The sequence below is a fragment of the Undibacterium sp. RTI2.2 genome (assembly GCF_035018705.1).
Classification (GTDB): Bacteria; Pseudomonadota; Gammaproteobacteria; order Burkholderiales; family Burkholderiaceae_D; genus Undibacterium.
The window spans coordinates 21,572-39,369 of record NZ_JASJXN010000002.1; the positions used below are offsets into that span (position 1 = coordinate 21,572).

Here is a 17,798-nt window from a genome sequence, read left to right on the forward strand (position 1 = left end):
AAGGCCAAGTTAGCGACAAATTCCATCAGGGCTTGGTTGTCACGCGAGACGATTTATGAATTGCGTTGCGGATTTCTGCAATCGCCTTTTCTATTTCCACCTCATTAAACGCGTCGGCCTCGGCATTGTCTGCCTCGCCAGGTGGTGGTGCTTGTATCGTCGTTGTGACTGAGCCTATAGGCAAAGTATTAGTGGAGATAATCGAGGAATCTTCAAGCTTATCATCGCCTTCCCACATCATCACCAATGCGGTCACATTATCGCTTTGTTTGCCAGCGATATCGACGGCAGACCGAATCAATTCCGGTACAGCCCGCACGATCGTGTGGTCGTTCAAACGTTGCGCGAGCATATGATCTGGCAGTACCGACCATAAACCATCTGAACACAAAAACAGCAGGTCACCAGCTTGCAATGTCGCTCTGCGCGATAGCTCCACAATCGGCGCATTTGGCGCACCTAAGCAGTTAAATAGCTTATTACGATCAGGATGAGTATGGCGCTCTGACGGATCAACCTTGCCTTGTGCGATCAATGTCTCGAGCCGTGAATGATCCTTGGTACGCAATAGGATTTGCCCTTGGCGCATCCAGTACAAGCGCGAATCGCCGCAATGCGCCCAGTAAGCATAGCCATTTTGAATCAGGCAGGCAACGATTGTTGTGCGTGGTGTTTCGGGCAGATTGTGCATCTCTCGATAGCGATGTATTTCTTGGTGCGCAGCGAAAAAACTGTCTTCCAAAAACCGCTCCGGCCGTCCTATCATTGGGTGGGCATTTTGCTGGAATAAATTACCGATTGTTTGCATCGCAATCGTCGCTGCCATTTCTCCCATAATGTGACCGCCCATACCGTCGGCCAGCAGCAACAGGATGACATCACGGGTAAAGCTATAACCCATACGATCCTGATTGACCTTACGGCCACCGATATGACTTTCTTGATAGACAGAGAAACGCATGAGGTATCTAGTGTAATTACTATTGTTTAGGTTGAAAATTACAGCAAACAAAAAATATCTGCTGCTCAAACCGATTAAAAACATATCAATATTATTGCGAAAAACGACTATACCTACCCCAGGGTATTGTCCTGTATTGTGGTGTCGTCATTGAGAGTCTTTCTTTTTTTCCCCGCAGCAAACAAGGCTGTAAGTTTGACCTTCGTTTTTTCAAATACGCTTAGTTCTTTTTGCGGCTGCTTTTGCAGTTGCAAAGCTTTTTGCAAAGCGAACACGCTTTGTGGACGTTCCAGCGGATCCATTTTCAAACACCAGCGCACTACTTCGATCAATTCTGGAGAATACAAACCGTCCAGCTTGCGGTAGTGGTTTTCCATCTTATCGCCACTTTTACGCTGATCTGAAGGTTGTGGTGGCGCACCAACCATACATGCAAAAATGGATGCGCCTATGCTATAAATATCCGTCCACGGACCAAGATTACCATTTTTAGAATATAACTCTGGAGCAGCAAAACCTGGGGTGTACATTGGATATAGCTTTGGTAAATCTGTTTTTAAGGTTTGGCGCGCCGCACCAAAATCCAACAAAATTGGCGTTCCATCAAGACGTAAATAGATATTGGCTGGCTTCAAATCCAAATGTAGTAATTTATTGGTATGCACCTCACGCAGTCCATTCATCACATGGTTAAACATGCGACGAATAAAGCGCTCAGATACCAACGGTTTCTCGCCTTTGTCGCGGCGACGCAAGATATGTTCTTGTAGCGACCGGCCCGATTCGTAGGCCATCACCATATAGACTGTCTCATTCGCACGGAAAAAATTGATCACGCTAACGACATTAGGATGTGCGATGCGCGCCAGTGCCCGACCTTCCTCAAAAAAACATTTAAGACCAATACGATAAATCGGCAGATTTTCTGACGAAATGGAGGGCACCAATTCACCTTGCTGTCGCAAAGCTAAAGAGCTGGGTAAATATTCCTTGATAGCGACGGCATTACCGTCTTCATCAGACGCCAGATAAACAATACTAAACCCGCCAGAGGCAATTTTCTTTACAATGCGGTATCCAGCAATCTCAAGACCGTCCGGCAAGGGTGCGTTATTTTGTGCGGCCATATCGTCCTATATCCATTTATATAAAGGATTGTGTTGATGTTTGGTGATTTTGTAAAGGATATAGATAAAGCAAATACAGTGGTTGCCACATTAGCGATGCTTGGTTAGCCTCGTAACTATTCTAGTTAGTGTGTGTAAATAACGCTCAAGTCAACATCGGACAGATCACCTCTGACTAGCCATCCCTCTACTTTGCTGGCTGCGCTCTAACTCTGTTCATCAATATCAAAAAAACCGCAAAATCCAAATCATTAACATCTACACAAAATTGTGTCCGCAACATACAGTAGCAAAAATAGCCCGAATCTCGAACAAGGCAAGCAAACGGCGCCATCCAGGTTCTGCGTAAGCTTTATAATAAAATTAGATGTCCGTCCAGAAACATACAGCATACCAAGGAAATAACGTGAGTATTTATAGCATGACAGGCTACGCCGCCAGCACCCAAGAAACCGATGCCGGCACGATTACTATCGAAATCAAGAGCGTCAACTCGCGTTTTTTAGATTTACAATTTCGGATTAACGATGATTTCCGCTCGGTAGAACCACTCTTCCGCGAAGCGATTTCCCGCAAATTAAGCAGAGGAAAAGTGGAATGCCGCTTCAGTTTTGGCAAAAAAACCAGTAGCGGTAATGCCAAAGCCTTGAATGCAGAGGTTTTATCGCAAATAGCTCAGTTCCAGGCCAGCATCCTTCAACAATTTCCCAATGCGGCACCGCTGACCAGCAATGAGTTACTGCGCTGGCCCGGCGTGATTGAAGAAGCAGAAATTAATGCGGAGGCTTTGCAATCCGTGATTACTAGCGGGATCAGCTCCACGCTGGATGCCTTTATTACTAGCCGTGAGCGTGAAGGTACGGCACTAGCACTGGTGCTTACCGACAGGATTGAGGCGATGGAGGCAATTGTGCTGCGAATCACCCCGCTGGTACCGCAAGTTGTTCAGCAATTCCAACAAAAAGCCACAAGTCGCATGGAAGAAGCGCTAGGTTTGGGCCAGCACGTGGGTAACGCCAGCAACCAAAGCATCACCCGGGAAGAAGCACTGGATCGTGTTCGCCAAGAAGTAACGCTTTATGGCATCCGCATTGATGTCGCAGAAGAACTGGCTCGCTTATCTGCTCACCTGACAGAAACCAGACATATTTTAAAAAAAGGCGGACAAGTCGGCAAACGTCTGGACTTTATGATGCAAGAGTTAAACCGAGAGGCAAATACGCTGGGATCAAAAGCCGCCCTCAAAGAACTGGCCGATGCCTCAATGGAATTAAAATTACTGATAGAGCAAATGCGTGAGCAAGTTCAGAACCTTGAGTGACTTTTAATGAATTTTACTATTTACATATACTGCCACCTGTATATTTTTATGTCCATATGATTACTGGGGATTAAGGTCGCTTTTACCATATACCCCCACTATTTTAATCATTTTATTAAGTAAATTCAGTGAGCCATTATGCAAACATCCACCACAACATCAGGTAGCCTGTTTATGGTTGCAGCACCATCGGGTGCTGGTAAATCAACCTTGGTAAATGCCTTGCTGGCACAAGAGCCAGCAATTAAGCTCTCGATTTCCTACACGACTCGCCCACCACGCCCGGGTGAACAAGACGGACGGGAATACCATTTCACCTCAGCAGAAGACTTTCTAAAGCGAAAAGCACAAGGAGAATTTCTAGAGTCAGCCGAAGTGCATGGAAATTACTATGGCACCTCCCGGATTATGATCGAGCGTCAAATGCAAGCTGGCACCGATATTTTGCTAGAAATTGACTGGCAAGGAACACAACAAGTTAAACGGCAATTCCCTGACGCGGTACGGATTTTTATCCTCCCGCCATCGATTCCTGCACTGGAAGAGCGGCTAAAAAAACGGGGACAGGACGAACCGCATATCATTACCAGACGTATTCTAGCTGCCGGCGGCGAAATGGCGCACGCGCCTGAGTTCGAATATGTTATTATTAATCAAGAGTTTGCAACGGCATTAGCAGAATTAAATGCCGTTGTTAAAGCGACTCGCTGTCGCTTTGCACAGCAAGCAACCCGCAATGCAGCGCTGTTTGCCCAATTGGGCATTCATGCCAATTCATAATAGAAGGAAAAAAGATGGCACGTATTACAATTGAAGACTCACTGAAAAATATCCCTAACCGTTTTCAACTGACGCTCTGTGCGACTTATCGCGCGCGCCAACTGTTGCAAGGTCATACTCCAAAAGTAGACTCAAAAGACAAACCAACCGTAATCGCTTTGCGTGAAATCGCTGAAGGCAAAATCGGTATCGAAATGTTGAAAAAAGTACCTGGTTAATTCTGTTCAGAACGACACCATGAAGCGGCTTGGAGCCGGGAACCTGACAGAATGAATCTTACTGAAACTAATTCTTCGCTCCCCGCCTCCGCTGCTGAGAAAGTAATCTCACGACGGGTTGTATCCACAAGTTCATCTGCAACACCCTCTGCAAGTTCTTCCAAAAAAAATATCGCTCCTGCCTCATCCTCCATAGCAGAAACACCTGCACCACGCGCACCTGTTGCTGGCGTCGCATCGATCACTGACTTAACCAATCGTCTTGCAGAATATCTATCGCCTGCTGATCTTAAATTGGTCAAAGAAGCGTATCGCTTTTCCGATGAGATGCATCTTGGGCAAATCAGAAAATCTGGTGAACCCTATATCTCGCATCCCATTGCGGTAGCGGAGATTTGCGCCGAATGGAAGTTGGATGTACAGGCCATCATGGCTGCGCTGCTACATGATGTGATGGAAGATCAGGATGTAAAAAAAGAAGAACTGATAGAGCGCTTCGGTGCCCCGGTGGCCTCCTTGGTCGATGGCTTATCCAAACTGGAAAAAATTGAATTCCAGAGTCAGATAGAAGCGCAGGCAGAAAACTTCCGCAAAATGTTGTTGGCGATGGCGCGCGACGTACGCGTGATCTTGGTTAAGCTTGCCGATCGCTTGCACAATATGCGCACGCTAGGTGCGATGCGGCCAGAAAAGCAGCGCAGAATTTCAGGCGAAACGATGGAAGTATATGTGCCAATCGCACATCGTTTGGGTTTGAATAATATTTATCGTGAACTACAAGATTTAGCGTTTGCGCATCTCTACCCGATGCGCTACCGCACTTTATCAAAAGCAGTAAAAGCAGCACGCGGTAACCGACGCGAAGTCGTCAACAAGATTATGGAAGCAGTCAAAACAGCGCTTAAAGACGCTGGATTAAATGCGCAGGTATATGGCCGCGAAAAAACGCTGTATGGCATTTATCGCAAAATGCACGACAAGCACCTGAGTTTTTCTCAAGTGCTTGATGTATATGGTTTTCGTATCGTTGTCGATAATTTCCCTAATAGCTATTTTGCGCTGGGGACTTTGCACGCGCTGTACAAGCCGATGCCGGGTAAGTTTAAAGACTACATCGCCATTCCCAAAACGAATGGCTATCAGTCCCTGCATACAACCTTGATCGGCCCATACGGTACGCCGGTGGAATTCCAAATCCGTACTCAAGATATGCACCACGTTGCAGAATCTGGAGTGGCTGCGCATTGGCTGTATAAAAATGAAGAAGGCAGTCTGACAGATCTGCAACAGCATACACATGCATGGCTGCAATCGTTGCTGGATATTCAAAAACAAACCGGTGATTCAGCAGAATTTTTAGAACATGTGAAGATCGACTTGTTTCCTGATTCGGTCTACGTCTTCACACCAAAATCAAAAATTATTGCGCTGCCGCGAGGTGCGACAGCACTGGATTTTGCGTATAACATCCATACAGATATTGGTGATCAGGCAATCGCCACACGCATAAATCATGAACCAGTGCCGTTACGATCTGAGTTAAAAAACGGCGATATCGTTGAAATTATTACTTCGCCAAATTCGCGCCCCACACCGAACTGGCTAACATATGTGCGGACAGGTAAAGCACGATCCGCAATACGTCATTATCTGCGTACCATCAACCTCAATGAGTCCACTGAACTAGGTAAACAATTGCTGTCGCAAGCACTACTGGATGTTCACCTCAATCCAGTGTTACCTTCCAGCTTAATTGAAAAATTACTCAATGAATCCACGGCCAAAACTCTGGATGAAATATATACCGATATTGGCATAGGCAAACGTATGGCAGCGCTGGTAGCGCGTCATATATTAGATTTGGTTGAAGACGATTCGTCATCGATTCCATTTCAAGAACTGGCTGGAGAAAAATCCGGCAAACGCGATCCTGTCATCATTTATGGCAGTGAAGGTATTTCAGTACAACTGGCGCCATGTTGTATGCCGATTCCGGGTGACGGCATTATCGGACAGCTCAAGCGCGACCAAGGATTGGTTGTTCACACAGACGACTGTGAAAATGCCAAACGCATGCAAGTCAAAGAACCAGATCGTTGGATTGATGTCAGTTGGGGAGATGAATTAAACCGTCGCTTTGACAGCCGCATTGTCGTCATGGTGAATAACGAACGCGGTGCGCTGGCAAAAATTGCAGCTGAAATTGGTGAATGCGATGCCAACATTAGCCATGTCAGCATAGAAGATGGTCAAGCCAACGATATGACCAATATCCATTTCACGATACAAATAGAAGATCGCATCCACCTGGCTCGCATGATGCGCAATATCAAGCATCTGGCGGGCGTTACCAAAATATGGCGAGAGCGCGGTTAAGTACATAGCCAATTGCGCGACTAACAATTGTGTGACTAAGTTAAAGCGACCATATTGCGCAAGCTCTCGACACTTCCTACCGCTCGTTCTGAGCTTGATACCAACTACCAAGCAACGATCTTATAAAAATTTAGCAGAACTTACAGAAATTCTCCGGATTCAATTACTCCGGATACTGCACGTCGGTAATCGTTAACTCGTCCACACCAGCAGGTGTCCGCAATGTAACGGTATCACCTGTTTTGAACTTGGTTAATGCCCGTGCAACTGGCGATACCCAACTAATTCTCCCCGCCAGCGGATCAAACTCATCAACGCCAACGATAGTAATTGTAAGCTCCTCGCCATGTTGATTTTCGTAGGTGACGGTGGCACCAAAAAATACTTGATCCAAGCCATGATGCACTCTGGGATCAACGACCTCTGCCAAATCCAAACGCTTGGTTAAAAACCGTATGCGTCTATCAATTTCACGTAACCGACGCTTACCATAAATATAGTCCCCGTTTTCAGACCGGTCGCCATTCGATGCAGCCCAATGGACAATATTCACTACCTCAGGTCGTTCTACATCCATGAGATGCAAAAACTCTGCCTTCATTTTTTGATGTCCGTCTGGCGTCATATAATTTTTTACGCCAGCAGGTATTTCAGGCATGCCAAATTCCTGATCGTCGTCCTGCTCAGTTTCTTTTACAAATGCTTTATTCATCTTTCTATTGTAACGGACTTAGGTAAAATTCTTCTGCTCTAACTACCACAGCAACATTAAGCCTTATAGAATAGGGTGGATACACTCTCTTCGTTTAGAACTAGCCCTACAAGGTCCATGCATGACAGATACCACCGCAATTAAACTTATCATCGTCGACGATCATGCAGTTATACGAGAAGGTCTAAAGCAAATTATTGGTAGCACCGAAGATATCGTCGTCGTTGGCGAGGCAGAAAACGGATTTGATGCCATTAAACTGTCACGACAGCTTGAGTACGACATTATGTTGTTAGATATTTCTCTACCAGATAAAAATGGCATTGAAGTCCTGAAACAAATCAAAAAAGAATCTCCACAAATATCCATTTTGATGTTTTCCATCCACCGAGAGGATCAATATGCGGTGCGCTCCCACAAATCCGGTGCTTCCGGCTATTTAAATAAGCAAGCCAGCGCAGATGAAATTCTGCGTGCGATACGACAACTAGCGTCGGGGCTTAAATATATTAGTCCAGAACTAGCGCAAGAAATGGCAAATAATTTAAATCAAGAGTACGAAGGTGAGCTGCATAAGACTTTATCCGACCGTGAATTCCAGACCATGACCATGATCGCCTCCGGTAAAAACGTCAGCGATATCGCACGGGAACTATCACTATCCGTAAAAACCATTAGCGAGTATCGCGCAAGAATATTACTTAAAATGAAACTACGCCATAACGCTGAATTGACTCACTACGCGATTAAGAATCAGCTGGTCGAATAAGCTAAAGAATTAAAGTCTTTTCACACAGGAATTGTACAAAACTCCATCTTAAAAATAAACTTGATTCAAAATTAGAATAAAATCTTTACGCAAGGACATTCTCTCTTACCTGAAGCATTAAGCGCGGAAGCATCATGTCAAATAATCAAAATAATTCGCAATTTAAAAACCCAGCAGATATCGCTAAAGAGACCTTTAAACGTTTGGCGATTCAAAGAATTGCACCGACACCTGACGCTTATAAAAAACTATACCAAGAAATTTCAGGTGTTACAGATCCGGTAGAACTTGAAACACCCCCTGCCCCTCAAACTCAAGAAGAGAAAACGCAGGAACCGTCTGCAGCAGAAACCCTGCTACTCAGCTTTGCGCAAAGCCTGCAACAATCTCAGGGTGATCTGGCCAACTTTGGACATCGCTTTAGCCGCGCAATAAAAATTGGGGATTGGGAGGATTACAGCAAAGGCCTGTCCCAATTGGCAGAAAAAACAATGGTAAAACCAGCTAGTTCCATCAGCTTAGTTGACCCAATTGCACCCCCAGTAGCTAACAAAATCTCTCTGGTGGATGACTTACCCTTAGAAGATGGACGTCAACGCATCTTACAAGACATGCTGTACCGCACGCTCACGCTGGCACTAGCCTCCGTACTCAAATCAACACCACAACTGGCTGCAGAGTCAGAGTCAATTGGTGTTGCAGTACGCGACGCCGATAATGAGCCTGCACTCAATGTAATAGCTACTCGCCTGAAACAACTATGCTTTCAAATTGAATTAAAAGGCGGTGATACAGGAGAGCAGCAAGAACTATTGCTTCGTCTCTTTGGACTGTTACTAGATAACGTGCACGAACTACTAGACGAAGACAATTGGTTGCGTGGACAAATCGAAGTGGTAAGAACTTTGATCGCTGGGCCAATAGACCATCGTACGCTGGAAGAAGCGACGCGCAGCTTAAAAGATGTGATTTATAAGCAAGGCGTACTCAAACATAGTATTGACGAGTCAAAAACATCCGTCAAAAATATGATGGCGACTTTCATCGATCGCTTAAGTGTAATGGCTGTGAGTACTGAGACCTATCATAGCAAGATGGATGGCTACTCCCACCAGTTGAGTAGCACTAGCAACCCCAATGAAGTCAATCAATTGATCGGTGCCATTCTCAACGAAACGCGTACCGTCCAGTCAGAAACAATGCGGTCGCATGAAATGATGCTGGGTGCGCAAAAAGAAGTCAAAGAAGCAGAGACCCGTATCAAAGAATTAGAGGACAAGCTTGCCCACATGAGCGAGCTGGTGCGAGAGGATCAATTAACCGGCAGCTTAAATCGCCGAGGTCTAGACGATGTATTTGAACGGGAAGCAGATCGTGCAGATCGTCGCGGCGCCCCGCTCTGCGCCGCCATGCTTGATCTGGACAACTTCAAAAAATTAAATGACACCTACGGTCACTCGGCCGGCGATGACGCCTTGGTGCATCTGGTACGCATCGTCAAACAAACATTACGCTCAATCGATGTGATTGCCCGTTATGGTGGAGAAGAATTTTTAATCGTCATGCCAGAAACAAGTCTCGATGAGGCTGCCTTGGCGATGACCAGAGTGCAGCGAGAATTGACCACTCATTTTTTTACTGCCAACGAACAACGATTGTTCATCACATTTAGTGCAGGTGTTGCATTACGTGCGCCCAAAGAGCCACAAGATGCGGTTGTAAAGCGAGCAGATAAAGCGATGTATGAAGCAAAAAAAACAGGGAAAAATAGGGTCGTGAAGGCGGCGTAAATAACTTGATTCTGCAATGGATGTGCGACTAAGTTCTAGAGTAATTTTTCGACTATTGCGTTAAGCACGCTTCAGAATTCTTTCCCAAGAAAGCTGATTCTGATTGTAAATACCATCATTTAGAACAAACGAAACACGCTAGTAACGGTCACTACCCGGATCAACAAATAGCGTCATATCAGCGACCCTGCAATTCAGTATTAAAAATACTCACCAGGAGTATATTTTAATCACCGATATAATATCTGGACAATAAGATATTTTTTAAAAAATAATGGGGGAGTATGTGAATCAAACTGTTTTAGTCTGCATTAATCAAACGACATTCTTTAGTGCCAATTTTTGCTTCGCTATTTATCCCACTCGCCTAAACAACTTGCATAAACAGCGCTGTTCCCATCACAAAAGCAGAACTAATCCTATGATAATTCTGAAGCAGATATTCGTCCCCCGCTTTTTTTGGCCCATCACCGTAAGGCCACACATAATCATCGATCACTATCCAACCACCTGATACAACAAACCCTGTCCACGCATCAACGTCTGCCTTTGCGGCTTCGTAACTATGATTGCCGTCGATGTGAAGAATTGCTATTTGGCCCGCATAATCAGTTGACCCGAACGACTCTGTTGTAGCATTTTTCGTTTTAACGTAGTGCGTTGCTCCCTCAGTTGAAGGCATGCGCAAATAATTAATATTATTAGCGTTGTAAGGCAATAAGTTCATTTCAAATACCCTCAGTGCCTCATCACAATCATATTGCGCAATACCACTGTCGACTAAACCGCCTTCGTCGTTTTGTACCAGATGTGCACTAGACCATGGATCGACACATAGTGTTTTCCCTATCTGGTAGCAATGTGCAAGGCGTGCCAAAACAAACGCTGACTTTCCCCACCAGCTGCCTATTTCTACAACATCGCCTGCGACGCTAAACCGGGCAATCTCGCACAAGGCACTGATTTTTTCGTCATCACACATGCCTGAGATCACATTTCCATGTCTGAAAATTGTCGCAATTTCAAGAGCGGAGATCAGCGGTTTGGAGGCAATGTCAGAGGCAACGAATAAAGGGCTGTCGATTACTTTCTTCGCCCTTGCAGATGCAACGCGATAGCCACTGAGTTCATCATTGACCGGTGAATCATTGACCATCTGGACATCAGGATTAATACCCTTCAACTCACGTTTTAAATAATTCCAGGCCACCGGATTAGGACTAAAAATGCCACCGATGCCAAGGCTTACTATGGCGAGTTTTAAAGCATCATTAAAATCTGGCTCGGTGATATAGGGCAAAAACGTCCATGCAGCATATTTATCCTTAGACACATCGTAAGCCAACGACGAAGAACCGATTACTGGCTGGCCTTCACGTTGGCATTTCTCAAGAAAATCCAATGAGCGTGGCATACCAGCGGGGAAAATCAAAATAGGTTTCAATCCAGACTGTTTAGCTGGGTTATCCATAGAGTTTCCTTGGTTAATCATTTGTAAAATAAGTTATAGAGAAGCTGTTTTTTAAAAAATGAGTTTCTTGATCAAGCGTGATTCATCAATACCAAGATCCAAAAAAGATTGATAAATTAAGGGCAAGTTTTGAACGGCAGCAATAACGACAGGAATATCTGATTTTAATAAAGTATCGGGACCTACGATTTCATGCCCCATATACCATTCCCCAATCCGCGATAGTCTGGAATCAATAAAATAAGCGACATCAACATCTTTAAAAAAAGCAGATTTTTCTATCAGGTACTTCGATTGCCAACCAGCCCCCCAAATTGCTACGGATTGGTAGTCAGAGCGGTCAGCCAGGATGTGCGACAAACCCAGATCTTGTAAGGCTTGTTTAATGATCTGTTCCGACTCGCCATGAGCATCGCTGAGACGCTGCCTCAATAAGTCATCAAAAAATACCAGAGGACAGTGCGCGTCTGATAATAAACCATACATAGCAATCATGGAAATAACCGCATCTAAGGCAATCGTCTCATGTTTAAAGTCGCAACTAATTTGAAAGTTACAATCGGTCAGCTTGTATTCATGCACTAGAGCGACAAATGCCTTCACTTCGTCTAATGAATAGTTACCTTCAGTAAAAATATATTTAACCGTCACCTGACTAGGATCGGCATCTGCATATTGATGTAAATTCGTCATGGCTTTGTACAACAGACTCGCAATACCGCGAACCTGAGTGTAGGTCGCCTCAGTACCAGCATCAATACTGGTCGTAACGGTCACTTTTTTTTCTGCGAGCAAGCGTTGCACGGTGTTGTTATGTTTTACTGCGTTCGTTAGCACGCGCTGTTTCGCATTAGGAATACGCTCTACGGTTTTGTCCAGCATCACGTCAAAATCTTTGCCTATTACAGGTTCTCCACCGCCCCAAACGATGGTGCCGCATTGATCTAGCGCATGACTGTTTAAGAACTTATCTAGCAAGCGGTTGACATCATAGTTCGCTTGTTGGCCGCCATAATATGTATCACTGCAATAGCTGCATTTAAGATTACATACAGAATGATATTCAAACGACAGATATCTCACATCTAACTTATCTAGTGCACCCCACTCCTTAAACTCTAAGAAGGGGCATTTATCACAAGCAGATGCCTCTGCACGATTAATTTTTGTATGTAAATCGCGCTTCGCTTTTAAGATACGCTCAGGTGTCACCGGAATTAATTCACCTAATGGCACATCCATCAATACAACATCGCCGCGTATTTCGCCATCGACAAAAAAGCGTTTACAGCAGGTACGTATTTGATCTGGCGCGAGAAACACCGAGTGATGCAAATCAATGCAACTCCAACTTTTATTCATCATTTGATCTATAAACTCGTGAATGGATGTAGCTCTCTGTACTAGCGAGAGATTTGTAGCTTGCATCATCCGCATAAAGTGACTGGCTATTTGACCGTATTTTGTTTGCGACAAAACCAAATCATTTTGCAGATCGGTCTGGACCGCCGCAAACTCCTTATTTGCGCCAATACGCTCAAAAAAATAGTCGTATAAGGCAGCTTCTTGCGTAGGAGAACCTGCTCTTAAATAAATCTCTCTAAGGCGCGTAGCAACAACACCCGTTGTGCCTTGACGATAATAGGAAACAAGCTCTGTCCAATTATCGATATGCACTAACTTACTAAATTCTGCAATGCTGTTCCAGGCGCGAATAAAGCCATCAATATGCTTAAACGAAATCGTATTAACAATCGACTCTGCTCGCCATTTTTTTAAGTACAGTACTTGATCAACATACGCGATCTGCCTTGCATACCAATACGCCTGATAAATATAATCAACGTCTTCATGATACCCAGCTGCAAACATCAACCGATGATCCATCATCAGTTGCCGGCGGATGGCGGTAAATATCACCGATCCATCCATATGCAAGGACAGATATTTACTTAACAAATCTCGTTTATTTAATTTGAATGCCGCTTGATCGCGTCGACCTGACGTTGGCAGCATCGTAGACGGAATGCTGAGACTGTCATCAAACGCCCAGTTATAGGCAACTATGTCCAGGTCATTGGTTTGTGAATCAATCAAACGCTTTAATGTCGTCAACGCATCCAGATCTAATGTATCGTCGCTATCAAGAAAAATGATCCATGAGCCATTTGCATGATGAATGCCAATATTTCTGGCGATCCCTGGACCGGCGTTTTCAGGCGCTGAAATTACGCTCAAATGGCTGAAGTTGCCTGCCATGTCCAATGCAATCGAAAAAGTAGCATCCGTAGAACAATCATCAACTAAGATGACTTCATAGCTGTCTCTGTCGAACGTCTGATTAAGCGCGCTGCTTAAGCAACGTTGAACATCCTTTGCTGCATTGTAGGCAGGGATCACTACCGAAAATTCTAATGAACGGTGATTAACATGCGGAATAATCGTAGCGACAGAGTTCATTTCATTTAGCCTTAGTCGTCAGCTTGTTGCGAATCAACCCGACCAAGCCTCTTACAGAGCGAAAATCGTCAGTTTCTATATCAGTCTCATTTATTTCAATATCAAATCTAGATTCCAACTCAAGAATAAATTTAATAATACCAATTGAGTCAACGATGCCTTCTTTAATAAAGTCACTGCCATCGTTAAATTTTTCAGGCAGCTTCGATTTTTTTTCTAATAATCTCAGAATGAAAGATTTGATCTCAACGTCAATAGAATTTTCACTATTTAGATTATGGTGTTGATCCGAGACATCCTGCAATGCCGCCAATACTGGAGCAAGCGCCCCGTGAGAACTTCCTACCGTTTGCCATGCGCGTGTTTTTGCTGATGCGACCATTGCCTCGAGAAAATACATTCCCTCCAACGCTAACTCTGCACTAAACACCTCCGTTGAATGCCATTCACCCTTATTCTTAAATAGCTGCAAAGCATCCGCGATATCAGCGTATAAATTGGCAAAGGCTTCAACAAAACCAGCAGGATGTCCCGCCTTAAAACGATTGTAGCGACGTTGATTGGTAACTTCGACACTTGCTGCACGGTCTAAAACCTCACGTCGACCATCTACATAGGCAAGCATCAATTCTTCAGGATGAGATTGCACCCATTCGGCAGAACCCTGATCGCCATAAATACGAATTTTTAAACCGTTTCTATGTCCTAATGCCGATTTACTAAACCATAGCTGGCCTTGAATCTCGCTGGTGTAACGACATAAACAACTCGCATTATCGACAACTCCAGAAAACCAGCCGTAATGGTTTTGATCTGATACTAACTCTAGCGGCTTTTGTTTCGTCAAATAATAAATAATCTGGTGCAAGTGCACCGCTAAATCTAAATGTAAAGTCGGAATATCGCCGTCAGATAAGCGCCAGGACTGTGGCGCTGGCTTATTGCCATGAGCATCTACCCGGATAAAACCTTCTTGCGGCATTTCTGCTTGAAAATGAATCACCTTCCCCAACTTGCCATCAGAAATTCTTTTTGCCAGTTCACGCAACATCGGATAACCAGAGTAGTTATAGGTGACAGCTAAGAACGCATTCAATTCATTGCGTACATCCAGAATCTGACGCGCTTGCTCGCTGCCAACGGCGAGAGATTTTTCACAGATGACAGCAAAACCAGCACGCATACAAGCAATGACACTCTCAGAATGATCTGGCGTCGGCGTTAATATGACGATGGCATCAAGCTGCCCTTTTTCCTTAGCCAGCATGGCTTGCCAAGTATCGTAAAGATGCTCTTTGCTGACACCATAAGCGATCGCTGTCTCATTATTTGTAGACGTATTTTTTGAAAAACATCCTGCCACTAATTGCCATCGTCTATCCATTCCGCTAGAAATGAAGTGGGAATACCCAACTGCAGAGTGAATAGAGCCGCCGATAAAACCTAGTTTTAACGGAGTTGCAGATGACGCTGAAATAGTAGTTTGCATTATTTTTATATCCTATTCGCTCTTATTACCCAGTGTCTGTACTAATTGGAATTTCATGAGCTTTCCCATGCTATTTCTAGGTAACTCATCTACGACAAAAAATTTTCTTGGCTGCTGAAAATCTGCTAAACGTTCACTGCAATAAAAGCGAAGCTGCCTTAAATCAAAACTATCTTTATTGACAGGTACGACAGCAAGCGCAACAACTTCTCCAAGCCGGTGATCGGCAAAAGCAAACGCGGCACTCTCCAACACAGTATCAAACTGTGCGACGACCTCTTCAATATCCGAGGGATAAATATTGATACCGCCAGAAATGATGATGTCCTTAGTACGTCCAAGAAAATAAAGAAAACCGTCTTCATCCAACTTACCAGTATCTCCTGTTTTAAAATAGTCTCCCCACATCGCAGCGCTGGTTAAATCTGGTCGTTTAAAATATCCTCCAAACAACATCGGCGTCTTACAAACAATTTCACCTTCTTGACCTACACCCAATACTTCGCCATTTTTATCAATGATCTTAATATCGACTCCAAGAGCAGCCGTACCTACCGATTGGAGCTTGATCTTGGCAGCAACGCCATCTAAATTTGAGGCGATGGCAATTTCAGATGCGCCGTAACACTCATGAAATTCGCAATCAAACTTTTCTAACAGATCCGCTTTTACCGAATGTTCAAGTAGTGCGGATGAAGAAACAATGCAACGTAAACTAGAAATTTGATTCGTATTGGCGTCACTCTTTTTCATTACGCTTAACTCTTCCGCGATCAATTTCAGTTGCGAAGACACAGCGATCGTAAAAGTCACCAACTCGGTTGCCACGCACTTCAGCCATGTCGTGGCGGAAAACTTAGACATCAACACGCAAGTTCCACCGGTCAATAAAGGGATCAGAACTAGTCTCTCAGCTAAAGAGTGATAGAGCGGCGTAGCGGCTAATGTCTTGTCCTCTTTTGTCACACCATAGATCGCAATTGCAGCAGAGGCACGATTAAATTTAGTCCGCTGAGTCAACACAATGGGCTTGGGATCACCCGTAGAACCAGATGTCATCGTGAGAATAAAGGCATCTTCCGCTAGCGCTAAATTGTTTGGCTGTACCTCCACTGGAATACTGTCCAGCACATGACTTAGTTGTTTCGCATGGTTAATGGCAGTGTCAACACTCAACCACAATCCATCTATTTCCAGCCAATTTAATGTGGATTCTGGTGCATTCGTGGGATCAAATAATGCTCGCAATAAGCTAGCGTTTGACACTACATGTTTTACCTCCGCCGCATCAAAAGCTCGTCGCGCTGCATTCGGCGTCAACGACGTGTTTAAAGGTACTAATACTGCACCAAGATCCGCGGCGACCAACATCAATGCGACAAACTCAATGCAGTTAGGCAAGATCACTCCAATATGATCACCTCGCTTAACATCATTGGTCAACATTCCATGCGACCAGCGACAAACTAATTCACTTAATTGTCGGTAGCTTATTGTCTCGCCCTCACACCAAATCGCTTGTTTTTCGGGTGTGCTCTTGGCATAACTAAAAAATAAGGGCGCAATTTTGGCTGTCGCTGACTCTTCAATATCCGTTTGGAGCAAAGCACCCTCCCAGCGCTGTAATCGTCCAAATCAATTCAATCAACCAAGTAATTGGCTAAATTTAAGAAATGATTGACTTTTTAATTTTAAAAGCTGACCCGCTTCTGACAAATACACCTGATCGTTTTCTGTACTTTTATTGATCAGCGTGTTTGCAGCGATAAAATTTCTAGCCCCGATGTGCACGCCATGACCTACAGAGGAATTAACACCAAAAAAACAAGCTTGCCCGATACGACATCCGCCAGCAATCGCAACACCAGAATTGATCCAGTTAAATTCATCCACATTGCAGTCGTGTCCGATATTGACATTGCTTGAAATAAAAGTACCTTGCTTGATTCTACATCCGGGGTGAATAGAAACATGATCGAGAATCACGCAATTATCCTCAATAATCACATCGTCGTGCTTGGTTACTGAAGCATGGATAAAGCTGGTAAATACATAGCCTTTGTGGATCGCTTCCAGATATTTTTTTTCGCGCAGAGCATTCATATCGACGAAGCCCATTGCCATGATCATGTTGTAATGATCGGGTGCAAATTGCTCTTCTACGCGAGTAAATGGAACTAGGGGTAAACCTAAAAAACTATCCGTATTATCAGCAATACAAATATCGTCCACTGTAAAACCTGCAATATTCATACTATGACGCGCGTATGAAAAAACTAATTTTGCGATCGCCCCATTTCCGTAGATGATTGTTTTCATAAGCT

General features: G+C 44.3%; 14 protein-coding genes. 6 read left to right on the forward strand and 8 right to left on the reverse strand.

The genetic code is table 11. From position 1 onward, the window contains the following. Positions 1-25: 25 nt before the first annotated feature. A complete protein-coding gene (locus tag QN395_RS01225) occupies positions 26-961 on the reverse strand; it encodes a PP2C family serine/threonine-protein phosphatase (RefSeq protein ID WP_322118238.1) in 936 nt (311 codons plus the stop codon). 113 nt (positions 962-1,074) lie between these two features. Continuing rightward, entirely contained in the window at positions 1,075-2,088 is a 1,014-nt protein-coding gene (locus QN395_RS01230) for a serine/threonine-protein kinase (protein ID WP_322118237.1), read from the reverse strand. A 421-nt stretch (positions 2,089-2,509) separates the two neighbouring features. Here QN395_RS01230 and QN395_RS01235 point away from each other — a divergent pair, with 421 nt between their 5' ends. From QN395_RS01235 to QN395_RS01250, 4 genes are all read left to right on the forward strand, one after another. Beyond that, positions 2,510-3,409: a YicC/YloC family endoribonuclease gene (locus QN395_RS01235; protein WP_322121550.1), complete on the forward strand. Its 900-nt coding sequence runs from the start codon at positions 2,510-2,512 to the stop codon at positions 3,407-3,409. A 138-nt stretch (positions 3,410-3,547) separates the two neighbouring features. After that, complete coding sequence (gene gmk, locus QN395_RS01240) at positions 3,548-4,189, forward strand: guanylate kinase (RefSeq protein ID WP_322118236.1); 642 nt, start codon at positions 3,548-3,550, stop codon at positions 4,187-4,189. A 14-nt stretch (positions 4,190-4,203) separates the two neighbouring features. Then, complete coding sequence (gene rpoZ / locus QN395_RS01245; RefSeq protein ID WP_322118235.1) at positions 4,204-4,407, forward strand: DNA-directed RNA polymerase subunit omega; 204 nt, start codon at positions 4,204-4,206, stop codon at positions 4,405-4,407. A gap of 51 nt (positions 4,408-4,458) precedes the next feature. Next, positions 4,459-6,783 (forward strand): bifunctional (p)ppGpp synthetase/guanosine-3',5'-bis(diphosphate) 3'-pyrophosphohydrolase, encoded by a 2,325-nt coding sequence (locus QN395_RS01250; RefSeq protein WP_323491846.1) that lies wholly within the window; start codon positions 4,459-4,461, stop codon positions 6,781-6,783. Positions 6,784-6,946: 163 nt separating this feature from the next. Here QN395_RS01250 and greB read toward each other — a convergent pair whose 3' ends face one another. After that, complete coding sequence (greB, locus tag QN395_RS01255; RefSeq protein WP_322118233.1) at positions 6,947-7,495, reverse strand: transcription elongation factor GreB; 549 nt, start codon at positions 7,493-7,495, stop codon at positions 6,947-6,949. Positions 7,496-7,616: 121 nt separating this feature from the next. On the opposite strand from greB, the gene QN395_RS01260 reads away from it, so the two are divergent. After that, positions 7,617-8,264 carry a response regulator transcription factor gene (locus QN395_RS01260; protein ID WP_322118232.1) on the forward strand — a complete coding sequence of 216 codons (648 nt, stop codon included), beginning with the start codon at positions 7,617-7,619 and terminating at the stop codon, positions 8,262-8,264. A 134-nt stretch (positions 8,265-8,398) separates the two neighbouring features. Then, on the forward strand, positions 8,399-10,054 hold the full coding sequence (locus tag QN395_RS01265) for a GGDEF domain-containing protein (protein ID WP_322118231.1): 1,656 nt from the start codon (positions 8,399-8,401) through the stop codon (positions 10,052-10,054). Positions 10,055-10,421: 367 nt separating this feature from the next. Here QN395_RS01265 and QN395_RS01270 read toward each other — a convergent pair whose 3' ends face one another. The 5 genes from QN395_RS01270 to QN395_RS01290 are packed head-to-tail and all read right to left on the reverse strand — an operon-like array spanning position 10,422 to position 17,793. Then, positions 10,422-11,525 (reverse strand): class I SAM-dependent methyltransferase, encoded by a 1,104-nt coding sequence (locus QN395_RS01270; protein ID WP_322118230.1) that lies wholly within the window; start codon positions 11,523-11,525, stop codon positions 10,422-10,424. A gap of 51 nt (positions 11,526-11,576) precedes the next feature. Continuing rightward, positions 11,577-13,985, reverse strand: coding sequence for a glycosyltransferase (locus QN395_RS01275; protein ID WP_323491847.1), 2,409 nt, complete (start codon positions 13,983-13,985; stop codon positions 11,577-11,579). Between the two features lies 1 nt (position 13,986). Next, positions 13,987-15,474 carry a Gfo/Idh/MocA family oxidoreductase gene (locus tag QN395_RS01280; protein ID WP_322118228.1) on the reverse strand — a complete coding sequence of 496 codons (1,488 nt, stop codon included), beginning with the start codon at positions 15,472-15,474 and terminating at the stop codon, positions 13,987-13,989. A 12-nt stretch (positions 15,475-15,486) separates the two neighbouring features. Beyond that, on the reverse strand, positions 15,487-17,079 hold the full coding sequence (locus QN395_RS01285; RefSeq protein WP_322118227.1) for a class I adenylate-forming enzyme family protein: 1,593 nt from the start codon (positions 17,077-17,079) through the stop codon (positions 15,487-15,489). A gap of 39 nt (positions 17,080-17,118) precedes the next feature. Beyond that, complete coding sequence (locus QN395_RS01290; RefSeq protein WP_322118226.1) at positions 17,119-17,793, reverse strand: acetyltransferase; 675 nt, start codon at positions 17,791-17,793, stop codon at positions 17,119-17,121. Positions 17,794-17,798: the final 5 nt, after the last annotated feature.